The sequence below is a fragment of the Phenylobacterium sp. genome, assembly GCF_041920015.1.
GTDB lineage: Bacteria > Pseudomonadota > Alphaproteobacteria > Caulobacterales > Caulobacteraceae > Phenylobacterium.
The window spans coordinates 12790-30367 of sequence record NZ_JAYRST010000011.1 but is presented as its reverse complement, the minus strand read 5'-3'; the positions used below and the strand labels follow the sequence as shown (position 1 = coordinate 30367).

Here is a 17578-nt window from a genome sequence, read left to right as displayed (position 1 = left end):
AAGCTAGGTGCGATGCCCGATAGCGCAACGTCTCTCAAGTTACGTTTAAGTCACGCTGGCTACGTCTTAGCGCTCAATCTTTGGCGCAATCTTGTCATGCCGCTCAATCCTCGGACAGACGTCTGACGGCCGCCTCCTCGTCGGGGGAAAGCGCCTCGTCGGCCGGGCGGTTGCGGAAGTTCGCGATCAGCAAGGCCAGCCCCGCCACCACGACCAGCACCGGCGCGCCCCAGAGGACGGCGTTGCTCCAGGAGAAGGCCGGCTTCAGCAGTACGAACTCGCCATAGCGGTCGGTGAGATGGGCTCGGATCTGATTGTCGCTCTTGCCGGCCTTGATCTCCTCGCGGACCAGGCGGCGCAGGTCCGAGGCCAGTTCGGCGCTGGAATCGTCGATCGACTCGTTCTGGCAGACCAGGCAGCGCACCTCGCGGAACAGCACGCGGGCCCGCGCCTCCTGCGCGGGGTCGGTCAGGCGCTCGGCCGGATCGGAGGCGGCGGCGATGCAGAGCACCGCCGCGGCGATGGCCAGCAGGCGCTTCATGCGATCGCTTCCCGCTTGCGGCCGGCGGCCAGGCGCAGGCGTCGGTCGCTGAGCGAGACGACCCCGCCCAGCGCCATGATCCCGGGGCCGACGAAGATCAGCAACGCCCAGGGGTTCCAATAGGCCCGGACCAGCCAGACCGGCTGGCCCGCCGCTTCGCGCCGCTCGCCGAGGACGACGTAGAGATGGTCGATCCCCAGGGTGCAGATGGCGACCTCGGAGGTGGTCTGGCCGCCGGCCGGATAGAAGCGGCGCTCGGGCGTCGGCGCGCAGATCTGGCGTTCGCCCTTGAAGGCGCGAAGCTGGCCGCGCTCGGCCTCGTAGTTCGGTCCCTCGACCCCGCGGATGTCGTCGAGGACCAGGCTGTATTCGCCCAGCAACAGCCGACCGCCCACGGGCAGGGTCTCGGCCGCCTCCAGCTTCCAGCCGGTCTCGAAACAGGCGCCCAGCACGAAGACGCCCAGGCCCAGATGGGCCAGGGTCATGCCCCAGGCGCCGCGCGGCAGGCCGACCAGCCGCCGCCAGGACTCGCCCGCCGAGGCGCGGAAGGCGCGGGTGCGCTCGCCCAGTTCCACCAGTGCTCCGAGGATCAGCCACGCGCCCATCGCCACGCCGGCCGCCGAGAACGCCTTGCGCGGGCTGATGAGGGCGTAGGCGGCCAGGCCGCAGGCGAGCGCGATCAGCGCCGCCCACCAGAGCCGCTGAGCCACGCCCGGCAGGTCGGCGCGCTTCCAGGCCAGCAGCGGGCCAGCCGGCAACAGGATCGCCAGGGCGGCCATCAGCGGCGTGAAGGTCAGGTTGAAGAACGGCGGGCCGACCGAGATCGCCTCGCCCGTCGCCGCCTCGCGCATGAGCGGATAGAGCGTCCCCAGCAGGACCGTGGCGGTGGCGGCCGCCAACAGGATGTTGTTCAGCACCAGCGCGCTCTCGCGGCTGACCGGAGCGAACAGGCCGCCGCGCTTAAGGGTCGGCGCGCGCCAGGCGAAGAGTGCAAAGCCTGCCCCGGCCGTTACGCCGAGGATCATCAGCAACAGCACTCCGCGCGTCGGATCGACGGCGAAGGCGTGCACCGAGGTCAGCACGCCCGAACGCACCAGGAAGGCGCCCAGCATCGAGAAGGTGAAGGCCGCCAAGGCCAGGAACACCGTCCAACCGGACAACGCGCCACGCTTTTCGGTGACGATGGCCGAATGCAGCAGGGCCGCGGCGATCAGCCAGGGCATGAAACTGGCGTTCTCCACCGGGTCCCAGAACCACCAGCCGCCCCAGCCGAGTTCGTAATAGGCCCAGAAGGCGCCCAGCGTGATGCCGACGGTGAGCGCGCTCCAGGCCGCCAGCGCCCAGGGCCGCACCCAGCGGGCCCAGGCCGCGTCGACCCGCCCCTCGATCAGGGCGGCGACTGCGAAGGAGAACACCACCGACATGCCGACGTAGCCGAGGTAGAGCGCCGGCGGGTGCAGGGCCAAGGCCGGGTCCTGCAACAGCGGATTGAGCGAGCGCCCCTCCACCGGCGGTTCGACCAGCCGCGCGAACGGGTTGGAGGCGAAGACGGTGTAGGCCAGGAACACCACGCCCAGAGCGCCCTGCACCGCCACGGTCAAGGCCTTGAGCCCCGCCGGCAGGTCGCGGCCGAAGGCGGCGACGGCCGCGCCGCATCCGGTCAGGGCCAGGCACCACAGCAGCATCGAGCCTTCGTGGCTGCCCCAGGTCCCGGCCACGCGATAGAGCAGCGGCTTTTCGGTGTGCGAGTTGGCCGCGACATTGGCCACCGAGAAGTCGGAGGTGACGAAGGCGTGCATCAGGGCGGCGAACGCCACCAGCAGCGCCAGGAAGACGCCCACCGCCGCGCCCTGCCCTGCCCCGGCCAGCACCGTGGAGCGGCGAGCTCGGCCGAACGCCGACAGCGCCGCCTGGGCCAGGGAAAGCGCCAGGGCGAGGGTGAGCGCGAAGGCGCCGATCTCTGCGATCATGGATTGGCCGCGCCGGTCTGATAGCTGGGCGGCGGCGCGCCCTCACCGCGCCATTCACCCTGTTCCTTCAGGGCCTTGGAGACTTCCCGGGGCATGTAGCGCTCATCGTGCTTGGCCAGGACCTGCTTGGCCTGGAACTCGCCGTCCTCGCGGAAGGCGCCGGTGGCCACAATCCCCTGCCCCTCGCGGAACAGGTCCGGCAGGTCGCCCGAATAATGCACCTTCATCGTCGCAAGCTGGTCGGCGACCACGAAGTCGACCCGTCCGTCCGGATGCTTGCTGACGCTGCCCGGCTGCACCAGGCCGCCAAGCTGGATGGAGCGCCCGGCCGGCGGCTTGGCCTCGGCCGCCTGGGACGGGGTGTAGAAGAACGAGATCGAGTCGGAGAGGCCCCAGAGGGTTAGCCCTACCGCCAGCGCCAGCACCGGCGCGATGGCCGCCAGCAGATAGAGGCGCCGCCGCGCCTTGGGAGACTTGGGCAACCACCCGCTCATCGCATCGGCTCCGTCTTGGCCGCAAGGTCCAGAGCCTTCAGCACATCGGGCTGCGCGGCGAAGCGCGCCTTGGCTTTCGTCAATGTCTCATCGCGACGGGCCACGTCGCCGAGCACGGCGTAGGAGCGCACCAGCCGCACCCAGCCCTCCGCATCGTCCGGCGCGGCCTCCAGCCGGGCGGCGAGGGTCGCCACCATGCCCTGGACCGCCGCCATCTGACCGTCGTCGAGCTGTTGCGGCGCCGGCTGGTTCTGCGCCGCGGCGATGGCCCGCTCCACAGCCGCCCGGCGCCGGTCGCCGGCCGGCAGGTCGTCCGCCAGCTTGCGCCACGCGGCCAGTCCGGCTTTGCGGTCGCCAGCCTCCACCTCGGCCCGCGCCAGGTGGAAGCGGGCGCTGACCGCCCCAGGGTCGCGCTTCACAGCCTCCTGGAAAGCCTTGTGCGCCTGCGGCGTCACCCGTCCCTCCGATTGGGCCAGCAGCACTTCCCCCAGGGCCTCCCACAGGTCGGCGCGCTCGGGCGCAAGCTCTATGGCCCGGCGCAAGGCGCGCGCCGCGCCGTCGGGATTGTCCGAAGCCATCTGCGCCTGGGCCAGGAAGCCATAGGCCTCGGGATCGCCGCCCCGCTCCTTGATCAGCGCCTGCAGCACCACCGCCATCTGCGGCGCGGTCAGGTGCTCGGGATCGAGGGCGCGCCAGGCGGCGATGCGCGTCTTGAACCCCTGGTCGCCCATGCCTGGCGAGCCGACCGCGAAATAGAGGCCTAGGGCGACCAGCGGCGCCAGCCCGGCCGCGACCAGCGACCAGCGGCGGCGGCCCGGATCGGAAATCCAGGGCGCCTGCGCTCCGTCGGCCGCGGCCAGCAGCCGGCGCGCGGCCTCGGCATGGGTCACGGCCCGCTCGCTCTCGGGAATCAGGCCGCGATCGGCCAGGTCGTCGATTTCGCGCAGTTGGCGGCGATAGAGCGCCGTCGTGGGATCGGCGTCGCCGGCTGCGGCGGCCCGGGCCGAACTCCACAGGATGAGACCGGCGCAGAGCGCCGAGAGCACTCCCGCAACCACCCAGAACGCGATCATGGCGCGGCTTTAGCCGAAACCCGGGCGCAGTTCTATACGCCCGATCAACGCAGCATACGCTCAGAGCGGCCTGGCCGGATCTTCCCAGGTCCCGCGCGGCTCCCTGGCCGCGCCAAAGGCGGTCGCGGTGCGGCGGCGCACGATCTCGCCGGCCCGCGGCTCATGGATCAGCGCGGCGAAATCGGCGGCGACGCGCAGGAAACCGGCGGCGATTTCACGGTCCGGAACCTCGCCGTCCTTCACCAGGGACAGCACGTCCTCGACATACTGATCGACAGCCTCGCCCACCGCTTCCATGACCTTGGCCCGCGTCGAGGCGAAACCCCCGTAATTGGCGCTTGCGCGTATCCCCTCGGCGAAGTTCAGCAGGGCGCAACAGCGCTCGACCAGCCGACTGTCGGGCGGCTGGGTCAGGCACGGCTCGTTCACCGCCGCCCGCGCCAGCCGGGCGCGATGGTTCGGCAAGGCCTCAGCCAACAGCTTGGGAAGCTCGCGCAGGCGCCGCTCGACCGTGCTGGCCAGGACCTGCTTCTGCTTGTGGATGCGGCCGCCCCAGCCGCCTTCCCGCCCCAGGTCGATGGCGCTTTCGAGTTCGCTGACCTGATGGGTGAGGGTCTCGACGATCGCCGCGGCCTTCAGTCCCGCCTCACGTCCGCCATTCAGATCGAAGGTTGCCACCGCCTGCAGGTTCGCATCCACCGCGTCCATCAGACGCGTGGCGAACATCGCCAGTTCCGAACCGGAAAGATAGCTCTCGGCCGGATGGTCCATCACCGCCGAGACGATGCGTAGGATCGTCCAGCGCTGGGCCAGTTGGGCGCTCAGCATCTCGAAGAATCTCGGCCCGGCGTCGTCGCCCCCGCGGCAGGCGTCGCGATAGGCCAGCCGCGCCGCCGCCGCCCGTTCCTGCGTCGTCCGCGCGATCCAGTCGGGCAGCTTCAGCGTCGCACGGCGCACGACCGGCGAGATGGAGAGACAGGAGACCAGCGCCGCCCGGCCGCCCGGCTTGGCCTTGTCGATCAGGTCCAGCGCGGCGACCACGTCGCGCTGCGTTCCAGCCTCGACCTCCTCCAGCAGGCGTTCGACCAGCTCGTCGAAAGGCTGCATCGTCGAGACGCCCGGTTCGTAGTCGGCATAGACCGCAGCGGCGCGGGCGATCCCCTCAGGGTCGATCGCGCGCAGCCCCCGCCATAGCAGAGGCAGGGCGGCCATCGGGAAGCAGAGCCGGTCGGCGTCCAGCCCGTCGCCCGCGAACAGGGGCGCGACCGGCTCCAGCACCTTGTTGCGCAGGTTGCGGTCGGCGACCTCGGCCTCGACCACCCGCCGCACGCCGGCCAGCGCTGTGTCGCCGTCGGCCGCGACCAGCGCCTTGCGCAGGCCGCTGACCACCGCGTCCGGCGCGCCGGACACGAGGGTCCGCACGATCTCGATCTTGTCGTCGGGCAAGCCCGTCATCTGGCCGCGCTCCGTGCGCGGGGAGCGCACAAACTCGGGGGAAGACTGCCTGCGGCGAGTTAAGGCTTTACCAAAAGCTGTTTGGAATCAGGCTTCAGCGCGCGGCAAGTCGATCTCCACCAACAGTCCCCCCAATCGCGCTTCGCCCAGCCGCAGCGACCCGCCATAGGCGCGCGACAGCTCCTCGATGATCGAAAGCCCAAGCCCCGAGCCGGGCGCGCTTTCGTCCAGCCGCGTCCCGCGACGCACCACCGTCTCGCGCTGCTCGGGCGTCAGGCCGGGGCCGTCGTCCTCAATGGAAATCCTGAAACGCTCCGCTTCGATGGCGCTCGCCCGCACACGCACACGGCCCTTGCACCATTTCCCCGCGTTCTCCATCGCGTTGCCGGCGAGCTCCAGCAGGTCCTGCCGCTCGCCGAGGAAATAGAGGTCGTCCGGAGCGTCCCAGTCGATCTCGACGCCCTTGTCGGCGAAGATCCGCTCCAGCGTCCTCGACAACTCGTCCAGCACCTCGGCGACCGAGGTCCGCTCGCCCGAGCCTTGGGTTCGCGCCGCGGCCCGCGCTCGACGCAGGTGATGGTCGACCTGCTGGCGCATCGCCTCGGCCTGGGTCTCGACCACCTCCGCCAGCGGCCCGCCCGTCTGCCGCGCCTCGGTCAGCATCACCGACAGCGGCGTCTTCAGGGCGTGGGCCAGATTGCCGACATGGGTGCGCTGGCGTTCCACCACTTCCTGATTGTGCGCCATCAACGCGTTGAGTTCGTCGGCCAGCGGCGACAGCTCGCTCGGATACCGCCGCTGCACCCGTTCGGTCTTGCCCCGGCGGACCGAGGCGACCTCGCGCCGAAGGGCGAACAGCGGGTTGAGGCCGACGCGCACCTGGATCACCACGGCCGCGATCATCCCCACCCCCAGCAGGACGAAGGCGATCGCCGTGGCGGTGATGAAGCCGCGCACGTCCCGGTCGACAGGGCTGCGGTCCTCGGCCGCCATGAACACCACCGGCGCGGCGCGGCCCGGCAGCTTGGCCTGGGTCGCCACCGCCCTCAGCGGCTCGTTCAGCGGCCCGGCGACGTCATAGGACATCGGCTTACCGGGCTGGGCGTCCAGGCGCCCCACGATGTCTGGCGGCGATTTCAGCTCGCTGTCCCAGAGCGAGCGCGAGCGCACCAGCACGTGCAGCTTGCCGCCTTCGGCCGGTTCGGCGATCTGCCAGTACTTGCCGGAAAAGGCGCGCAGCGCGCGCAGGTCGGTCAGGGCCGGCGCCACCACCTCGCCCTTGTCGCTGATGGTGGTCCCGGCCGTCAGGTTGTCGATCAGTTCGGAAAGGCCCTGGTCGAACCGGCGCAGCGCCGCCTGCTGGAACAGCAGCGCCAGCACCATGGCGCAGACCACCAGCACCGCCAGGCTCCAGCCCGCCGCCAGGATCACCAGCCGCCGGACGAGCGAAGGCGAGCCGAGGGCCGGCATGCTCACGAGCCCCGCCTCACGAACCCTGCGCCTCGCCTCCCAGCTCATCGGACGGCGCGGTCAGGCGATAGCCCAGGCCGCGGACCGTTTCGATGCGGTCGGCGCCGATCTTCTTGCGCAGCCGGCCGATGAACACCTCGATGGTGTTGGAGTCGCGATCGAAGTCCTGGTCGTACAGGTGCTCGACCAGTTCGGTGCGGCTGATCACCCGGCCCTGGTGCATCATCAGGTAGTGCAACAGGCGATATTCCAGCGAGGTCAGGCGCAGGGGTTCGCCATTGACGCTGGCCCTCGCCGCCCGCGGGTCGAGCCGCAGGCCCCCGAGCGAGAGGCTGGGCGCGGCGTGACCGGCCGAGCGGCGCAACAGGGCGCGCAGCCGCGCCAGCAACTCCTCGGTGTGGAAGGGTTTGGTCAGATAATCGTCGGCCCCGGCGTCGAAACCGGCGACCTTCTCGCTCCACGCGCCGCGGGCGGTCAGGATGAGGACCGGCGTAGCCACGCTCTCGCGCCGCCAGCGCTCCAGCACCGAGACGCCGTCGACCTTCGGCAGGCCGAGATCGAGGATGACCGCGTCATAAGGCTCGGTCTCGCCCAGGAACTGCGCTTCCTCGCCGTCGCCGGCGTGATCGACGGCGTAGCCGGCGTCGGCCAGCGCCGCCTTGAGCTGCCGCGACAGATCGGGATCGTCCTCGACCAGTAGAATTCGCATGGATTTCCTTACCCGCCCTGCCGCGAGATGATCTGACCGCTCTGGGCGTCGACAACGAAGATGATCACCCGGCCGTCATGGGTCTGCCACTGGACGAAATAGGCCGGACGGCCCCCGGCCTCGCCCTGGGTGGTGTTGAGCTGACGCCCCGGCGTGCGGGCGGCGATATTGGCGATGACCGTCGAAAGCGGAACCTGCCGGCCGCCGCGCACGGCGTCGCGCGCGGCGTCCTGGTCGCCCCGGCCGCCATAGGCCGGACGTCCATAGTCCGGATAGCGCTGGGCCGAGCCGACCGCCGGAACGGCGGCCGTCATCAGAGCGGCTATGAGGAGAAGACGTTTCATGGGCCCCAGCACTAAAGCCAGATCACTGAACCGAGCCTGAATGGCGGGTTTATGGAGCCCGCCGCCAGCCCTGTCACGAGGCCGCAGGGCTTATTTCTTCTTGGCCTTGTACGGACGCTCCTTGCGCCAGCGCTCGGCGAAGCTCTCCAACTCGGCGTCCGGCTTGTCCGGCAGCACCAGAACGATCCGCGCCAGCAGGTCGCCGCGCTTGCCCCGGCCGTCGACCAGCCCCTTGCCCTTCAGACGCAGCGACTGGCCGCTGTTGGCGCCCTTCGGGACCGTCAGGGTCACCGGGCCGTCGGGCGTGCGCGCCTCGACCTTCCCGCCCAGCACCGCGTCCGGGATCGTCACCGGCAGGTCCATGACCAAGATGTCGCCCTCGCGCCGGAACAGCGGATGCGGTCGCACCGCCAGCTCGATGAACGCATCGCCCGGGCCGCCGCGACCGGGCGAACCCTGCCCTTTCAGGCGCAGGGTCTGGCCATCCTCGGCCCCCTTGGGGATGGTCACGTCGATGGTCCGGCCGTCTGAGAAGGCGATCCGCTTCTTGGCGCCCTGGATGATGTCCTCCAGGTCGATGTCGAGCTTGGCCCGCACGTCCGAGCCGCGCTGGCTGAACCCGCCGAAACCGCCGCCGCCGCCGCGACGCCCCAGGATCTCGCTGAAGAGGTCGCCGAGATCGCCGCCCTCCATGGTCTCGGCATAGCGCCCGCCGCCCTGGTTGAACGGGCCGCCCTGGCCGAAGGGCCCGCCCGCGCCGCCATAGCCGCGCATGGTTTCGCGGCCGTCGGCGTCGATCTCGCCGGCGTCGAACTTCTTGCGCTTCTCGGCGTCGCCGACGATATCGAAGGCCGCGCTCACGCGCTTGAAGCGCTCCTCGGCGGTCTTGTCGCCGGGATTGGTGTCCGGGTGGTGCTGCTTGGCCAGCTTGCGGAACGCCTTGCGAATCTCGTCAGCGCTCGCGCTGCGAGGCACGCCCAGCTCCTGGTAGGGGTCGCGCGCCAAGAATTACCTCTCCGAACATCCGTGAAACTCGAGGTCATCAATTAGGCCGTTTGCCGCCCGGCGCAAGCCTTCATGTGACATATTTACCACATATCTGCGGCGCTCAATCCCTGCCCCGTTCTTCCAGCAGGTCCCAGGCGGCGTACTCCACCGCCTCCTCCGGATCATCGAGCGTTTCCTCGCTGATGGTCTCGCCTCGGATCGACACCCCGGCGGCATGGACGCTCTCCGGATCACCCGAAACCAGCGGATGCCAGTCGGCCAGGCCCCTGCCCTCGTAGATACGGCGATAGGCGCAGCTCAACGGCATCCAGCTCAGCCGCTCGATATTGCCCGGCGTGAGCTTGATGCAGTCGGGAACGTACTTCTTGCGCTCCGCATAGTTGGTGCAGGTGCAGCGCTCGGAATCGAACAGCTTGCAATGGACGCGGGTCGGGAAAATCTCGCCGCTATCCTCGTCCTCGAAGCGGACCAGGCAGCACAGGCCGCAGCCGTCGCACAGGCTCTCCCACTCGCGAACAGTCATCTGCTCAAGAGACTTCGTTTCCCAGAAAGGCCTCGAAGCCATGTTAGAGACACCCTAAACAAGCCAAACCACGCCGCCCCAGTTTATCCGTGACCGACGAAAACCACGAGCCGCCGTCTTCCGAACGCCCGCTGGGCGGCCTGCGCCGCGGCGATCCGCCCGAGCCGGCCCCGGCGCCGGACGAGCCGTTCCGCGCCGACCTGCCGCGCGGGCGCCGTAAAGGCAAGGGCGGCGGAGCGTCGCGTTTCTGGCTGAGCGCCCTGAAGTGGTTGGGCGCCCTGGTCGTCGTCCTGGTGATCGGCGCGGGCGTCGCCGCCTTCGCAGCCTGGAACTATGTCAGCGAGAAGTACCTGCAGGATCTGCCGCCGGTGCCCTCGCGCGAGCAGCTCTACGCCTCCACCCGCGCGCCGGCGATCAAGTTCTACGACATGAACGGCGCCTTCATCGCCTCGCGCGGGCCGCAGTACGGCGAGCGGGTCGACCTGGAGCAGCTGCCCGACTACGTGCCCAAGGCGTTCCTGGCGGCCGAGGACCGGCGCTTCTACCACCATGGCGCGGTCGATCCGTGGGCCATCGCGCGCGCCGCCTACGCCAACCACAAGGCCGGGCGGGTCGTGGAAGGCGGCTCCACCATCACCCAGCAGCTCGCCAAGGGCATGTTCCTGAGCCCGGCCCAGAACATCAAGCGCAAGGTGCAGGAAGCGGCCCTCGCCTATCGGCTGGAAGGGCTGCTGAGCAAGGACGAGGTGCTGGAGCTCTATCTCGACCGCATCTATTTCGGCGCCAACACCTTCGGGCTCGACGGCGCCTCGCGCACCTATTTCGACAAGCCGGCCAGCCAGCTCAACCTGTCCGAAGCCGCCCTGCTGGCGGCCCTGCCCAAGGCGCCCTCGCGCATGGCCCTGCACCGGAACATGGACAAGGCGCTCAAGCGCCAGCGGCTGGTGCTCGAGCGCATGCGGGGCGAGAACTGGATCAGCGAGGCCGAGATGCGCTCGGCGCTCGCCCGCCCGCCGCAACTGGCCTCGACCGCGCTCACCAGCGAAGGCGACTACGGCTACCTCGTCGACTATGCGCAGACCGAGGTGCTGAAGATGGTCGGCGAGGCTTCGCCCGACCTGATCGTCACCCTTACCGTCGATCCCAGGCTGCAGAAGGCCGGCGCCGAGGGGCTGCGCCGCATCATCGAGGCCGACGGCAAGACGATCGGCGCCAGCCAGGGGGCGATGGTCGCCCTGGATTCGACCGGGGCCGTCCGCGCCATGGTCGGCGGCGTGGACTACGCCAGGAGCGTCTTCAACCGCGCGGTCCAGGCCCGCCGCCAGCCGGGGTCCAGCTTCAAGCCCTTCGTCTACGCCGCGGCCGTCGAGACGGGCGTCCTGCCCACCGACACCCGCGTCGATAGCCCGGTCAAGATCGGCGATTGGGAGCCCAAGAACTTCGGCGGCAAGTACGCCGGCGAGGTCACCGTCGAGAGCGCCCTGGCGCGGTCGCTGAACACCGTGGCGGTCAGGCTGGGCGAGGAGGTCGGCCCCTCCGCCATCGCCAACCTGGCCATGCGGTTCGGGATCACCACCCTGCCGCCCAATCCGAACCTTTCGGTGTCGCTCGGGGCCTACGAGGTTCCGCTGATCGAGATGACCAGCGCCTACCAGGTCTTCCAGCAGGCCGGTAACCGCCTGACGCCCTATGTCGTGGCCGAAATCCGCACCGCGGACGGCCAGACGATCTTCACGCACCGCACCGCCTCGCCGGTCCCGGCCTACGACATCCACTGGGCCAGCATCATGGTGAAGATGATGCAGAAGGTGGTGACCGGCGGCACTGGGACGCGGGCCAATTTCGGGCGGCCGGCGGCCGGCAAGACCGGCACCAGCCAGAACTTCCGCGACGCCTGGTTCATCGGCTTCACGCCCGACTACGTCGCCGGGGTCTGGGTCGGCAACGACGACGACACGCCGATGAACAAGGTCACCGGCGGCGAGGTGGCCGCACGCATCTGGAAGGACTTCATGGTCACGGCCCACATGAGCCTGCCCAGCCACGACTTCGACTGGCTGTTGCCCGATCCCGAGCCGATCTACGAGGACGACCCGCGCAACGGCTTCTACCAGGGCCTGGCGGCCGAGTTCGGCGAGGCCGCGCAAAGCGCCGATCCCGATCCGCCGATGCTCGACCTGCCCGATCCCGACCCCGTCCGCCCGCGTTTCGAGCCCGAACCACACTGACGCGCTTTGCATCGGCGCGCGCGGATCGCTATGTGCGTGCGCCGATGAAGCCCCCCGTTCTCGCCCTCAAGGACGTCCGCCTCGCCGACGGTCCCAAGATGCTGTTCGACGGCGTCGACCTGGCCATCGAGCCGCGCTCGCGCGCCTGTCTGGTCGGCCGCAACGGCGCGGGCAAGTCGACCCTCCTGAAGATCCTCGCCGGCCAGATCGCCGCCGACGAGGGCGAGCGCACGCTCCAGCCCGCCACCCGCATCGCCTATGTGCCGCAGGAGCCGGACATCACAGGCGCGACCCTGCTCGACTACGTGGTCGCCGGCGGCGCCGAGCCGCACCGCGGCGAAGCGGCGCTGGAGCTGTTCGGGATCGACCCGGCCAAACCCGCCCAAGGCCTTTCGGGGGGCGAGATCCGCCGCGCCGCCCTGGCCCGCGCCTTCGCCGAGGAGCCGGACGTCATCCTGCTGGACGAGCCGACCAACCACCTCGACATCCTGGCCATCGAGACGCTGGAGGCCGAACTGGCCGCCAGCCGCGCGGCCATGGTCATCGTCAGCCACGACCGCGCCTTCCTGGAGCGGGTGACCAGCCGCTGCTTCTGGCTGGAACACCGCCGGGTGCGCCGGCTCGACAAGGGCTTTTCCGCCTTCGACGAGTGGGTCGAGCGCATCCTGGCCGCCGAGGCCGAGGAGGCGCGTCGCCTCGATAAGCAGCTTGAGAAGGAAGAGTACTGGCTGCGCCGCGGCGTCACCGCCCGCCGCGCCCGCAACGAAGGCCGCCGCCGCGCCCTGCTGGACCTGCGCAAGGTCAAGTCCGAGCGGATGCGCGAGGTGCGCGGCGACCTCTCCATGGGCCTGGCCTCCTCCGGCCTCTCAGGCCAGCGCGTGGCCGAGGTGAAGGGCATCTCCAAGGCCTTCGGCGAGCGCGTCCTGGTCAAGGACTTCTCGACCCGCATCATGCGCGGCGACCGCGTCGCCATCGTCGGCCCGAACGGGGCGGGCAAGACCACCCTCGTCAAGCTGCTGCTCGGCGAACTAGCGCCCGACACCGGCGGCGTGACCCTGGGAGTCAATCTGGAGATGGCCTATATCGACCAGGGCCGCGCCGACCTGAAGCCCGACATGACCCTGCGCGACGTGCTGACGCCCGGCGGCGGCGATCAGGTGATGGTGCGCGGTCAGCCCAAGCACGTGGCCGCCTACGCCAAGGAATTCCTGTTCACCGACAATCAGTTGCGTCAGCCTGTTCGCAGCCTGTCGGGCGGCGAGCGCAACCGCCTCCTGCTGGCCCGCGCGCTCGCCACGCCCGCCAACCTGCTGGTGCTGGACGAACCGACCAACGACCTCGACATGGACACCCTCGACCTGCTCGAGGACCTGCTGGCCGACTACGAAGGCACCTTGATCCTGGTCAGCCACGACCGCGACTTCGTCGACCGCCTCGCCACTTCGACCATCGCCCTGAACGGCCACGGCAAGGTCGTGGAGACGCCCGGCGGATGGCAGGACTTCCTCTCGCAGAACCCTGGCTTCTTCCAGTCGGTCGCCGCCGGCGCGGCCCAGGCCCCCGCGCCCAAGCCTGCCGCGCCGAAAGCCGAGACGCCCAAGGCGGCCAGCAAGCTCTCCTACAAGGACCAGCGCCGCCTGCAGGAACTGGACGGCCTGATCCATGCCTTGCCGGGCAAGATCGCTAGGCTGGAGCAGGATCTCGCCGACCCGGACCTCTACGCCCGCGACCCGGCCGGCTTCTCCCGCCTGAGCGCAGCGCTGGAAGCCGCCCGCACCGATCTGGACGCCGCCGAGCTGGAATGGCTGGAGTTGGAGGAGCGCCGCGAGGCCCTCGCCCGCTAACGCCTCTCCGGCGCCAGTCCCGCCTCCAGCGTGACGGCGCGATATTCCGGCGAGAACGCCCAGGCCTCTTCGCCCGCCAGTTCGACGCGGCGGAACAGCGTGAACGGCAATACCCCGTCAAGATCGCTCAGGGTCTCCCCGGCCAGCACCCTGGCGACCGCCGTCTCGTCCAGCCGCGGATCGACGCAACTGGCCAGCCGCGCTAGGTCGGGCAGTCGCGCGGGTTCGCCCAGGGCCCGCAAGGCGCATGAGACGATCACCACCGCCGACAGCGCCGCATCGTGCCGGGCGCGTCCATCACGGCGGGGAAAGGCGATAACATTGCCGCCGTCCGCCATCAGCGCGCCTCCAGAGGCGCTCCGACGGCCTGCCCCGGCTTGAAAATCCCGAAGAACATCTTCGCTCCCACACCACCACGCCAGGCCCCTCCATCGGAGGCCGCGATTAATCGGTGATTAAGTCAGGAACTCATATCGCCCGGTTCGAGGCGTTTCTTGACGTCCATCAAGACGATTTTACAAATCGGAGCGGCATTTTACAATTCTATACAATTTGCACGCCACCCGATTACTGGCTCACCGCACGAAGCAATCGCCCTTCAACCCGTTGCAGAACGCCTGCGCCTCGGCCTTGGTCCGGAAGCCGGTGACCAGCGCCCGATGGAAGGTCCGCCCGTCGATCACCACGCTGCGCACGTCGGTCCCCAACGGCGGCGCGATCTTGCCGCGCAGCTTGCCCAGGGTCTCCCGCGCCTGGGCCGGCGTGGCCGAAGCGGCGATCTGGACCGCCACCTTGCCGGGCGTCCGCACGGGCGGCGGCGCGGGACTTGGCTTCGGTTCCGCCTTCGGGGCCTGCGCGGGCGGCGGCGGGGGAAGCGTTCCCCGCAACGGCTCTGTGGACGCGACCGGTGGAGCAGGAGCCGCCGCCGTCCGGGCCACGCGTGCGTCGAGCGAGGTCCGGACCGGACCGTCCTCCTCGGCGCCGGGCTCCCGCGGCGCCGCCGCCGCCGCCCGGCCCGGCGAGGGGTCCAGCGGCTGCGGCGCGGCCAGCGCTTCACGAGGCAGAGCCGCGCACACGGCCCGGATCACGTCGGAAAGATAGGCGTCTGGCGAGGGCTGCACCCACCCTCCAGGCACATGCCGGTTGATCGCGACGCCCTTGGCGCCCGGCTCGGTGAAGACGGTCATCTTCACCACCAGGTCGCGGCGGCGCGCGCAGTCTATGTTCACGGTCGAGCGCAGCGAGCGGTAGCCCAGCATCTGTGCGGCCTGCGCCGACACCACCTCGCCTTGCAGGACGACGCCCTCGACCACGCCGCCGCCCTGGCTGACCGTCCCGCGATTGCGGATCGCCACCACGACGTCAGGCTTGACCGAAACCACCGAGGCGCGCGGCAGCCCGCTGGCAGCGATGGCGCGCTGCTCGGCGGCGCTGAACGCGCTGTCGGCCAGAGCGCCGCCGGCGAGCGCCACCGCGGCTCCCGCCCCCAATCCGATCGCCTTCAACCGCCCCATCACGCCAGGTTCGTCCCCCTCTTGTCCCGTCGGTTGTGACGGGCGTTCAAGGTTAACGCCATTCTCGCCCCGCGGCGGCCAGGCGCGGCCATTCCCTGTGGATAAGCCGAAAGTTCCTGCCCGAGCCGGCTGGGCGCGGCCGAACCGCGCCAAGGACGCCAACCACCCAGGGATGTGACAAACTGTCCGCATCGCATCGCCTTAAGCCTTTGGTTCCAAAGAACGTCCAGGATTTCGCGCCTACCCGCGGGAAGCTTCGATGACCGCTCGGACCACCCGGTCTCACAACCTGACGCTCAGCGTCGGCCTGACCCTGGCCTACGCGGTGGTCGCCTTGTTCAGCCTGACCCTCACGCGCGAGGGGGCGGGAATCGCGACCGTGTGGCTGGCCGGCGGGGTGCTGGCCCAGGCGTTTCTGCTGCTGCCCTGGCGCTGGAGCCTCGGCGTCCTGCTCGCCTGCTACCTGGTGCAGCTCGCCTACAATCTGATGATCGGCAACCCGCCGCCGATCGCCTTCACCTTCCCCCTGCTGACCTGCGCCGAGGCCTTCGCCACCGCCTGGCTGGCTCGCAAGGTCTGCGGCAAGACCATGCGTCTGACCAGCCTGACGCGCGTGGCGCGCCTGCTGCTGCTTGCGGTCGCCCCGGCCACCGCCGCCGGCGCGGTGATCGCCGCCGACATCTTCACCATCTACGGCCGCAGCTTCGACGTCGTCCTGACCAACTGGTTCTACGGTCACGCCCTGGGCATGGCGATCGTGCTGCCCGCGGGCCTGATGATCCTGCGCCCCGACATGAGCCGCGACTTCCGCCGGCCGGCGGCCGAGCAAGTCGCCATCTACGGCCTCATCGCGGCGATGAGCGTCCTCGCCTTCGCGCCGGTCCGCTTTCCGCTGACGTTGTTCCTGTTCCCCGCCCTCACCTTCGCCGCCTTCCGGCTTGGGCCACGCGGCGCGGCGGTCGGCGCCCTGATCGTCGCGGTCATCATGCCGGCGCTGATCGTGGCCTTGCCAGTGGTCCGCCACCAGGAAACCTGGACCTTCGCCGAGAAGGTCCGCAGCATGCAGTTCCTGATCGCCTTGGCGTTCTTCACCAGCCTCATCATCGCCATGGCGACCGCCAGCCAGAAGCGGATGAAGCGGCTGTGGGCCGGCCGCACCCGCATCGCCCAGGCGGCTCGGACCCGCGCGGTGGCGGCCGGACAGGCCAAGGCGCAGTTCCTGGCGACCATGAGCCACGAGATCCGCACGCCCATGACCTCCATCGTCGGCTTCACCGAGGTGCTGCTCAAGCGCGACGACCTTCCCGAGCCGGCCCGGCGGCAGTTGTCCTTGATCGACCGCGCCGGCGCCTCGCTGCTGACCGTGGTCAACGACATCCTCGATTTCTCGAAGATGGAGGCCGGAGAGGTCGAGTTGCTGCGCGCCCCGGCCGCCCCACGGCGCATCGCCCAGGACGCCCTGGCCATCGTCGCCGAGGCCGCCCGGCGCAAGGGCCTGGACCTCCAGCTCGGCTTCATCGGCCCGGTCGAGGCGCCCTTGCTGGTCGACGATCTGCGGGTCCGCCAGATCCTGCTCAACCTGCTCTCCAACGCCATCAAGTTCACCGAGCAGGGCCGCGTGGCGCTCGACGTGCAGGTCATCGACCGGGAAGCGGTCTCCACCCTGAGCTTCACCGTCACAGACACCGGCCCGGGTGTCGCCCCCCAGCAGGTCGAGCGGCTGTTCATGCGCTTCAGCCAGGCCGACGCCTCCATCAGCCATACCCATGGCGGCTCGGGGCTCGGCCTGGCCATCTGCCGCGGCCTGACCGAACTGATGGGCGGCCAGATCGGCGTCGACACCAAGCCAGGCTCAGGCGCCAGCTTCTGGTTCGAAATCCCGGCCGAGCGCGCTGCGGCGCCCGTCGCCGCCGAAGCGCCGCAGCCTCAACAGGCGCCGCTCAAGGCCCGCGTGCTGCTAGTCGACGATCATCCCATGAACCGCGAACTGGGCGCCACGGTGCTGGGCCTGCTCGGCTGCGAGGTGGTCCTGGCGCAGGACGGTCAGGAGGCGCTGGACGCCGTTCGCACCCAGGCCTGCGACCTGATCCTGATGGACGTGCACATGCCGCGGATGGACGGGCTGCAGGCGACCCGCGCCATCCGCGCCCTGGGCGGCGACCATGCGGCCACGCCGATCATCGCGATGAGCGCCGACGTCATGCCGCAGGTGGAAGCCGCCTGCCTCCAGGCCGGCATGAACGCCGCCGTCGGCAAGCCGATCCAGATCCAGGCCCTGCATGCGGTGCTGGCCAAGTGGCTGACCGGGGAACGGCGGGGCGCCGCGGCGGCCTGAACTCGTCGTTTTCGGCGTTTCGGACGTTTGCCCGCGGGCTAAACGGCACTAGGCTCCGCCCGCCTTGTCG

The 17578-nt window shown here is 70.0% G+C and carries 15 protein-coding genes; 3 read left to right on the top strand and 12 right to left on the bottom strand.

Annotated elements, in window-relative coordinates:
- Positions 1–103: 103 nt before the first annotated feature.
- The 10 genes from ACE3TL_RS04090 to ACE3TL_RS04045 form a co-directional block, all read right to left on the bottom strand.
- On the bottom strand, positions 104–541 hold the full coding sequence (locus ACE3TL_RS04090) for a cytochrome c-type biogenesis protein (protein ID WP_374577452.1): 438 nt from the start codon (positions 539–541) through the stop codon (positions 104–106).
- Positions 538–2511, bottom strand: a complete 1974-nt coding sequence (locus ACE3TL_RS04085; RefSeq protein ID WP_374577451.1) for a heme lyase CcmF/NrfE family subunit — start codon at positions 2509–2511, stop codon at positions 538–540. Before ACE3TL_RS04085 ends, ACE3TL_RS04090 begins: the two co-directional genes overlap by 4 nt.
- The gene (gene ccmE / locus ACE3TL_RS04080; protein ID WP_374577450.1) at positions 2508–3005 is read right to left on the bottom strand and encodes a cytochrome c maturation protein CcmE; all 498 of its coding nucleotides are present in this window, start codon (positions 3003–3005) and stop codon (positions 2508–2510) included. The genes ACE3TL_RS04085 and ccmE overlap by 4 nt, the downstream gene beginning before the upstream one ends.
- On the bottom strand, positions 3002–4078 hold the full coding sequence (gene ccmI, locus ACE3TL_RS04075; protein ID WP_374577449.1) for a c-type cytochrome biogenesis protein CcmI: 1077 nt from the start codon (positions 4076–4078) through the stop codon (positions 3002–3004). The genes ccmE and ccmI overlap by 4 nt, the downstream gene beginning before the upstream one ends.
- 60 nt (positions 4079–4138) lie before the next feature.
- Complete coding sequence (locus ACE3TL_RS04070) at positions 4139–5533, bottom strand: hypothetical protein (RefSeq protein WP_374577448.1); 1395 nt, start codon at positions 5531–5533, stop codon at positions 4139–4141.
- Positions 5534–5620: 87 nt separating this feature from the next.
- On the bottom strand, positions 5621–7003 hold the full coding sequence (locus ACE3TL_RS04065; RefSeq protein WP_374577473.1) for a sensor histidine kinase: 1383 nt from the start codon (positions 7001–7003) through the stop codon (positions 5621–5623).
- A gap of 16 nt (positions 7004–7019) precedes the next feature.
- Positions 7020–7712: a response regulator transcription factor gene (locus ACE3TL_RS04060; protein ID WP_374577447.1), complete on the bottom strand. Its 693-nt coding sequence runs from the start codon at positions 7710–7712 to the stop codon at positions 7020–7022.
- 8 nt (positions 7713–7720) lie between these two features.
- The gene (locus tag ACE3TL_RS04055) at positions 7721–8056 is read right to left on the bottom strand and encodes a PepSY domain-containing protein (protein ID WP_374577446.1); all 336 of its coding nucleotides are present in this window, start codon (positions 8054–8056) and stop codon (positions 7721–7723) included.
- 90 nt (positions 8057–8146) lie between these two features.
- Positions 8147–9061, bottom strand: a complete 915-nt coding sequence (locus ACE3TL_RS04050) for a DnaJ C-terminal domain-containing protein (protein WP_374577445.1) — start codon at positions 9059–9061, stop codon at positions 8147–8149.
- A 103-nt stretch (positions 9062–9164) separates the two neighbouring features.
- Positions 9165–9629 (bottom strand): YcgN family cysteine cluster protein, encoded by a 465-nt coding sequence (locus tag ACE3TL_RS04045; RefSeq protein WP_374577444.1) that lies wholly within the window; start codon positions 9627–9629, stop codon positions 9165–9167.
- A 47-nt stretch (positions 9630–9676) separates the two neighbouring features.
- Here ACE3TL_RS04045 and ACE3TL_RS04040 point away from each other — a divergent pair, with 47 nt between their 5' ends.
- Positions 9677–11815: a transglycosylase domain-containing protein gene (locus ACE3TL_RS04040; RefSeq protein WP_374577443.1), complete on the top strand. Its 2139-nt coding sequence runs from the start codon at positions 9677–9679 to the stop codon at positions 11813–11815.
- Between the two features lie 44 nt (positions 11816–11859).
- Positions 11860–13659 (top strand): ABC-F family ATP-binding cassette domain-containing protein, encoded by a 1800-nt coding sequence (locus tag ACE3TL_RS04035; protein ID WP_374577442.1) that lies wholly within the window; start codon positions 11860–11862, stop codon positions 13657–13659.
- Here the strand turns inward: ACE3TL_RS04035 and ACE3TL_RS04030 are convergent.
- Positions 13656–13997, bottom strand: a complete 342-nt coding sequence (locus ACE3TL_RS04030; RefSeq protein ID WP_374577441.1) for a hypothetical protein — start codon at positions 13995–13997, stop codon at positions 13656–13658. The genes ACE3TL_RS04035 and ACE3TL_RS04030 overlap by 4 nt on opposite strands.
- A gap of 237 nt (positions 13998–14234) precedes the next feature.
- Positions 14235–15173: an SPOR domain-containing protein gene (locus ACE3TL_RS04025; protein WP_374577440.1), complete on the bottom strand. Its 939-nt coding sequence runs from the start codon at positions 15171–15173 to the stop codon at positions 14235–14237.
- A 259-nt stretch (positions 15174–15432) separates the two neighbouring features.
- On the opposite strand from ACE3TL_RS04025, the gene ACE3TL_RS04020 reads away from it, so the two are divergent.
- Positions 15433–17508: an ATP-binding protein gene (locus ACE3TL_RS04020; protein ID WP_374577439.1), complete on the top strand. Its 2076-nt coding sequence runs from the start codon at positions 15433–15435 to the stop codon at positions 17506–17508.
- Positions 17509–17578 lie beyond the last annotated feature (70 nt).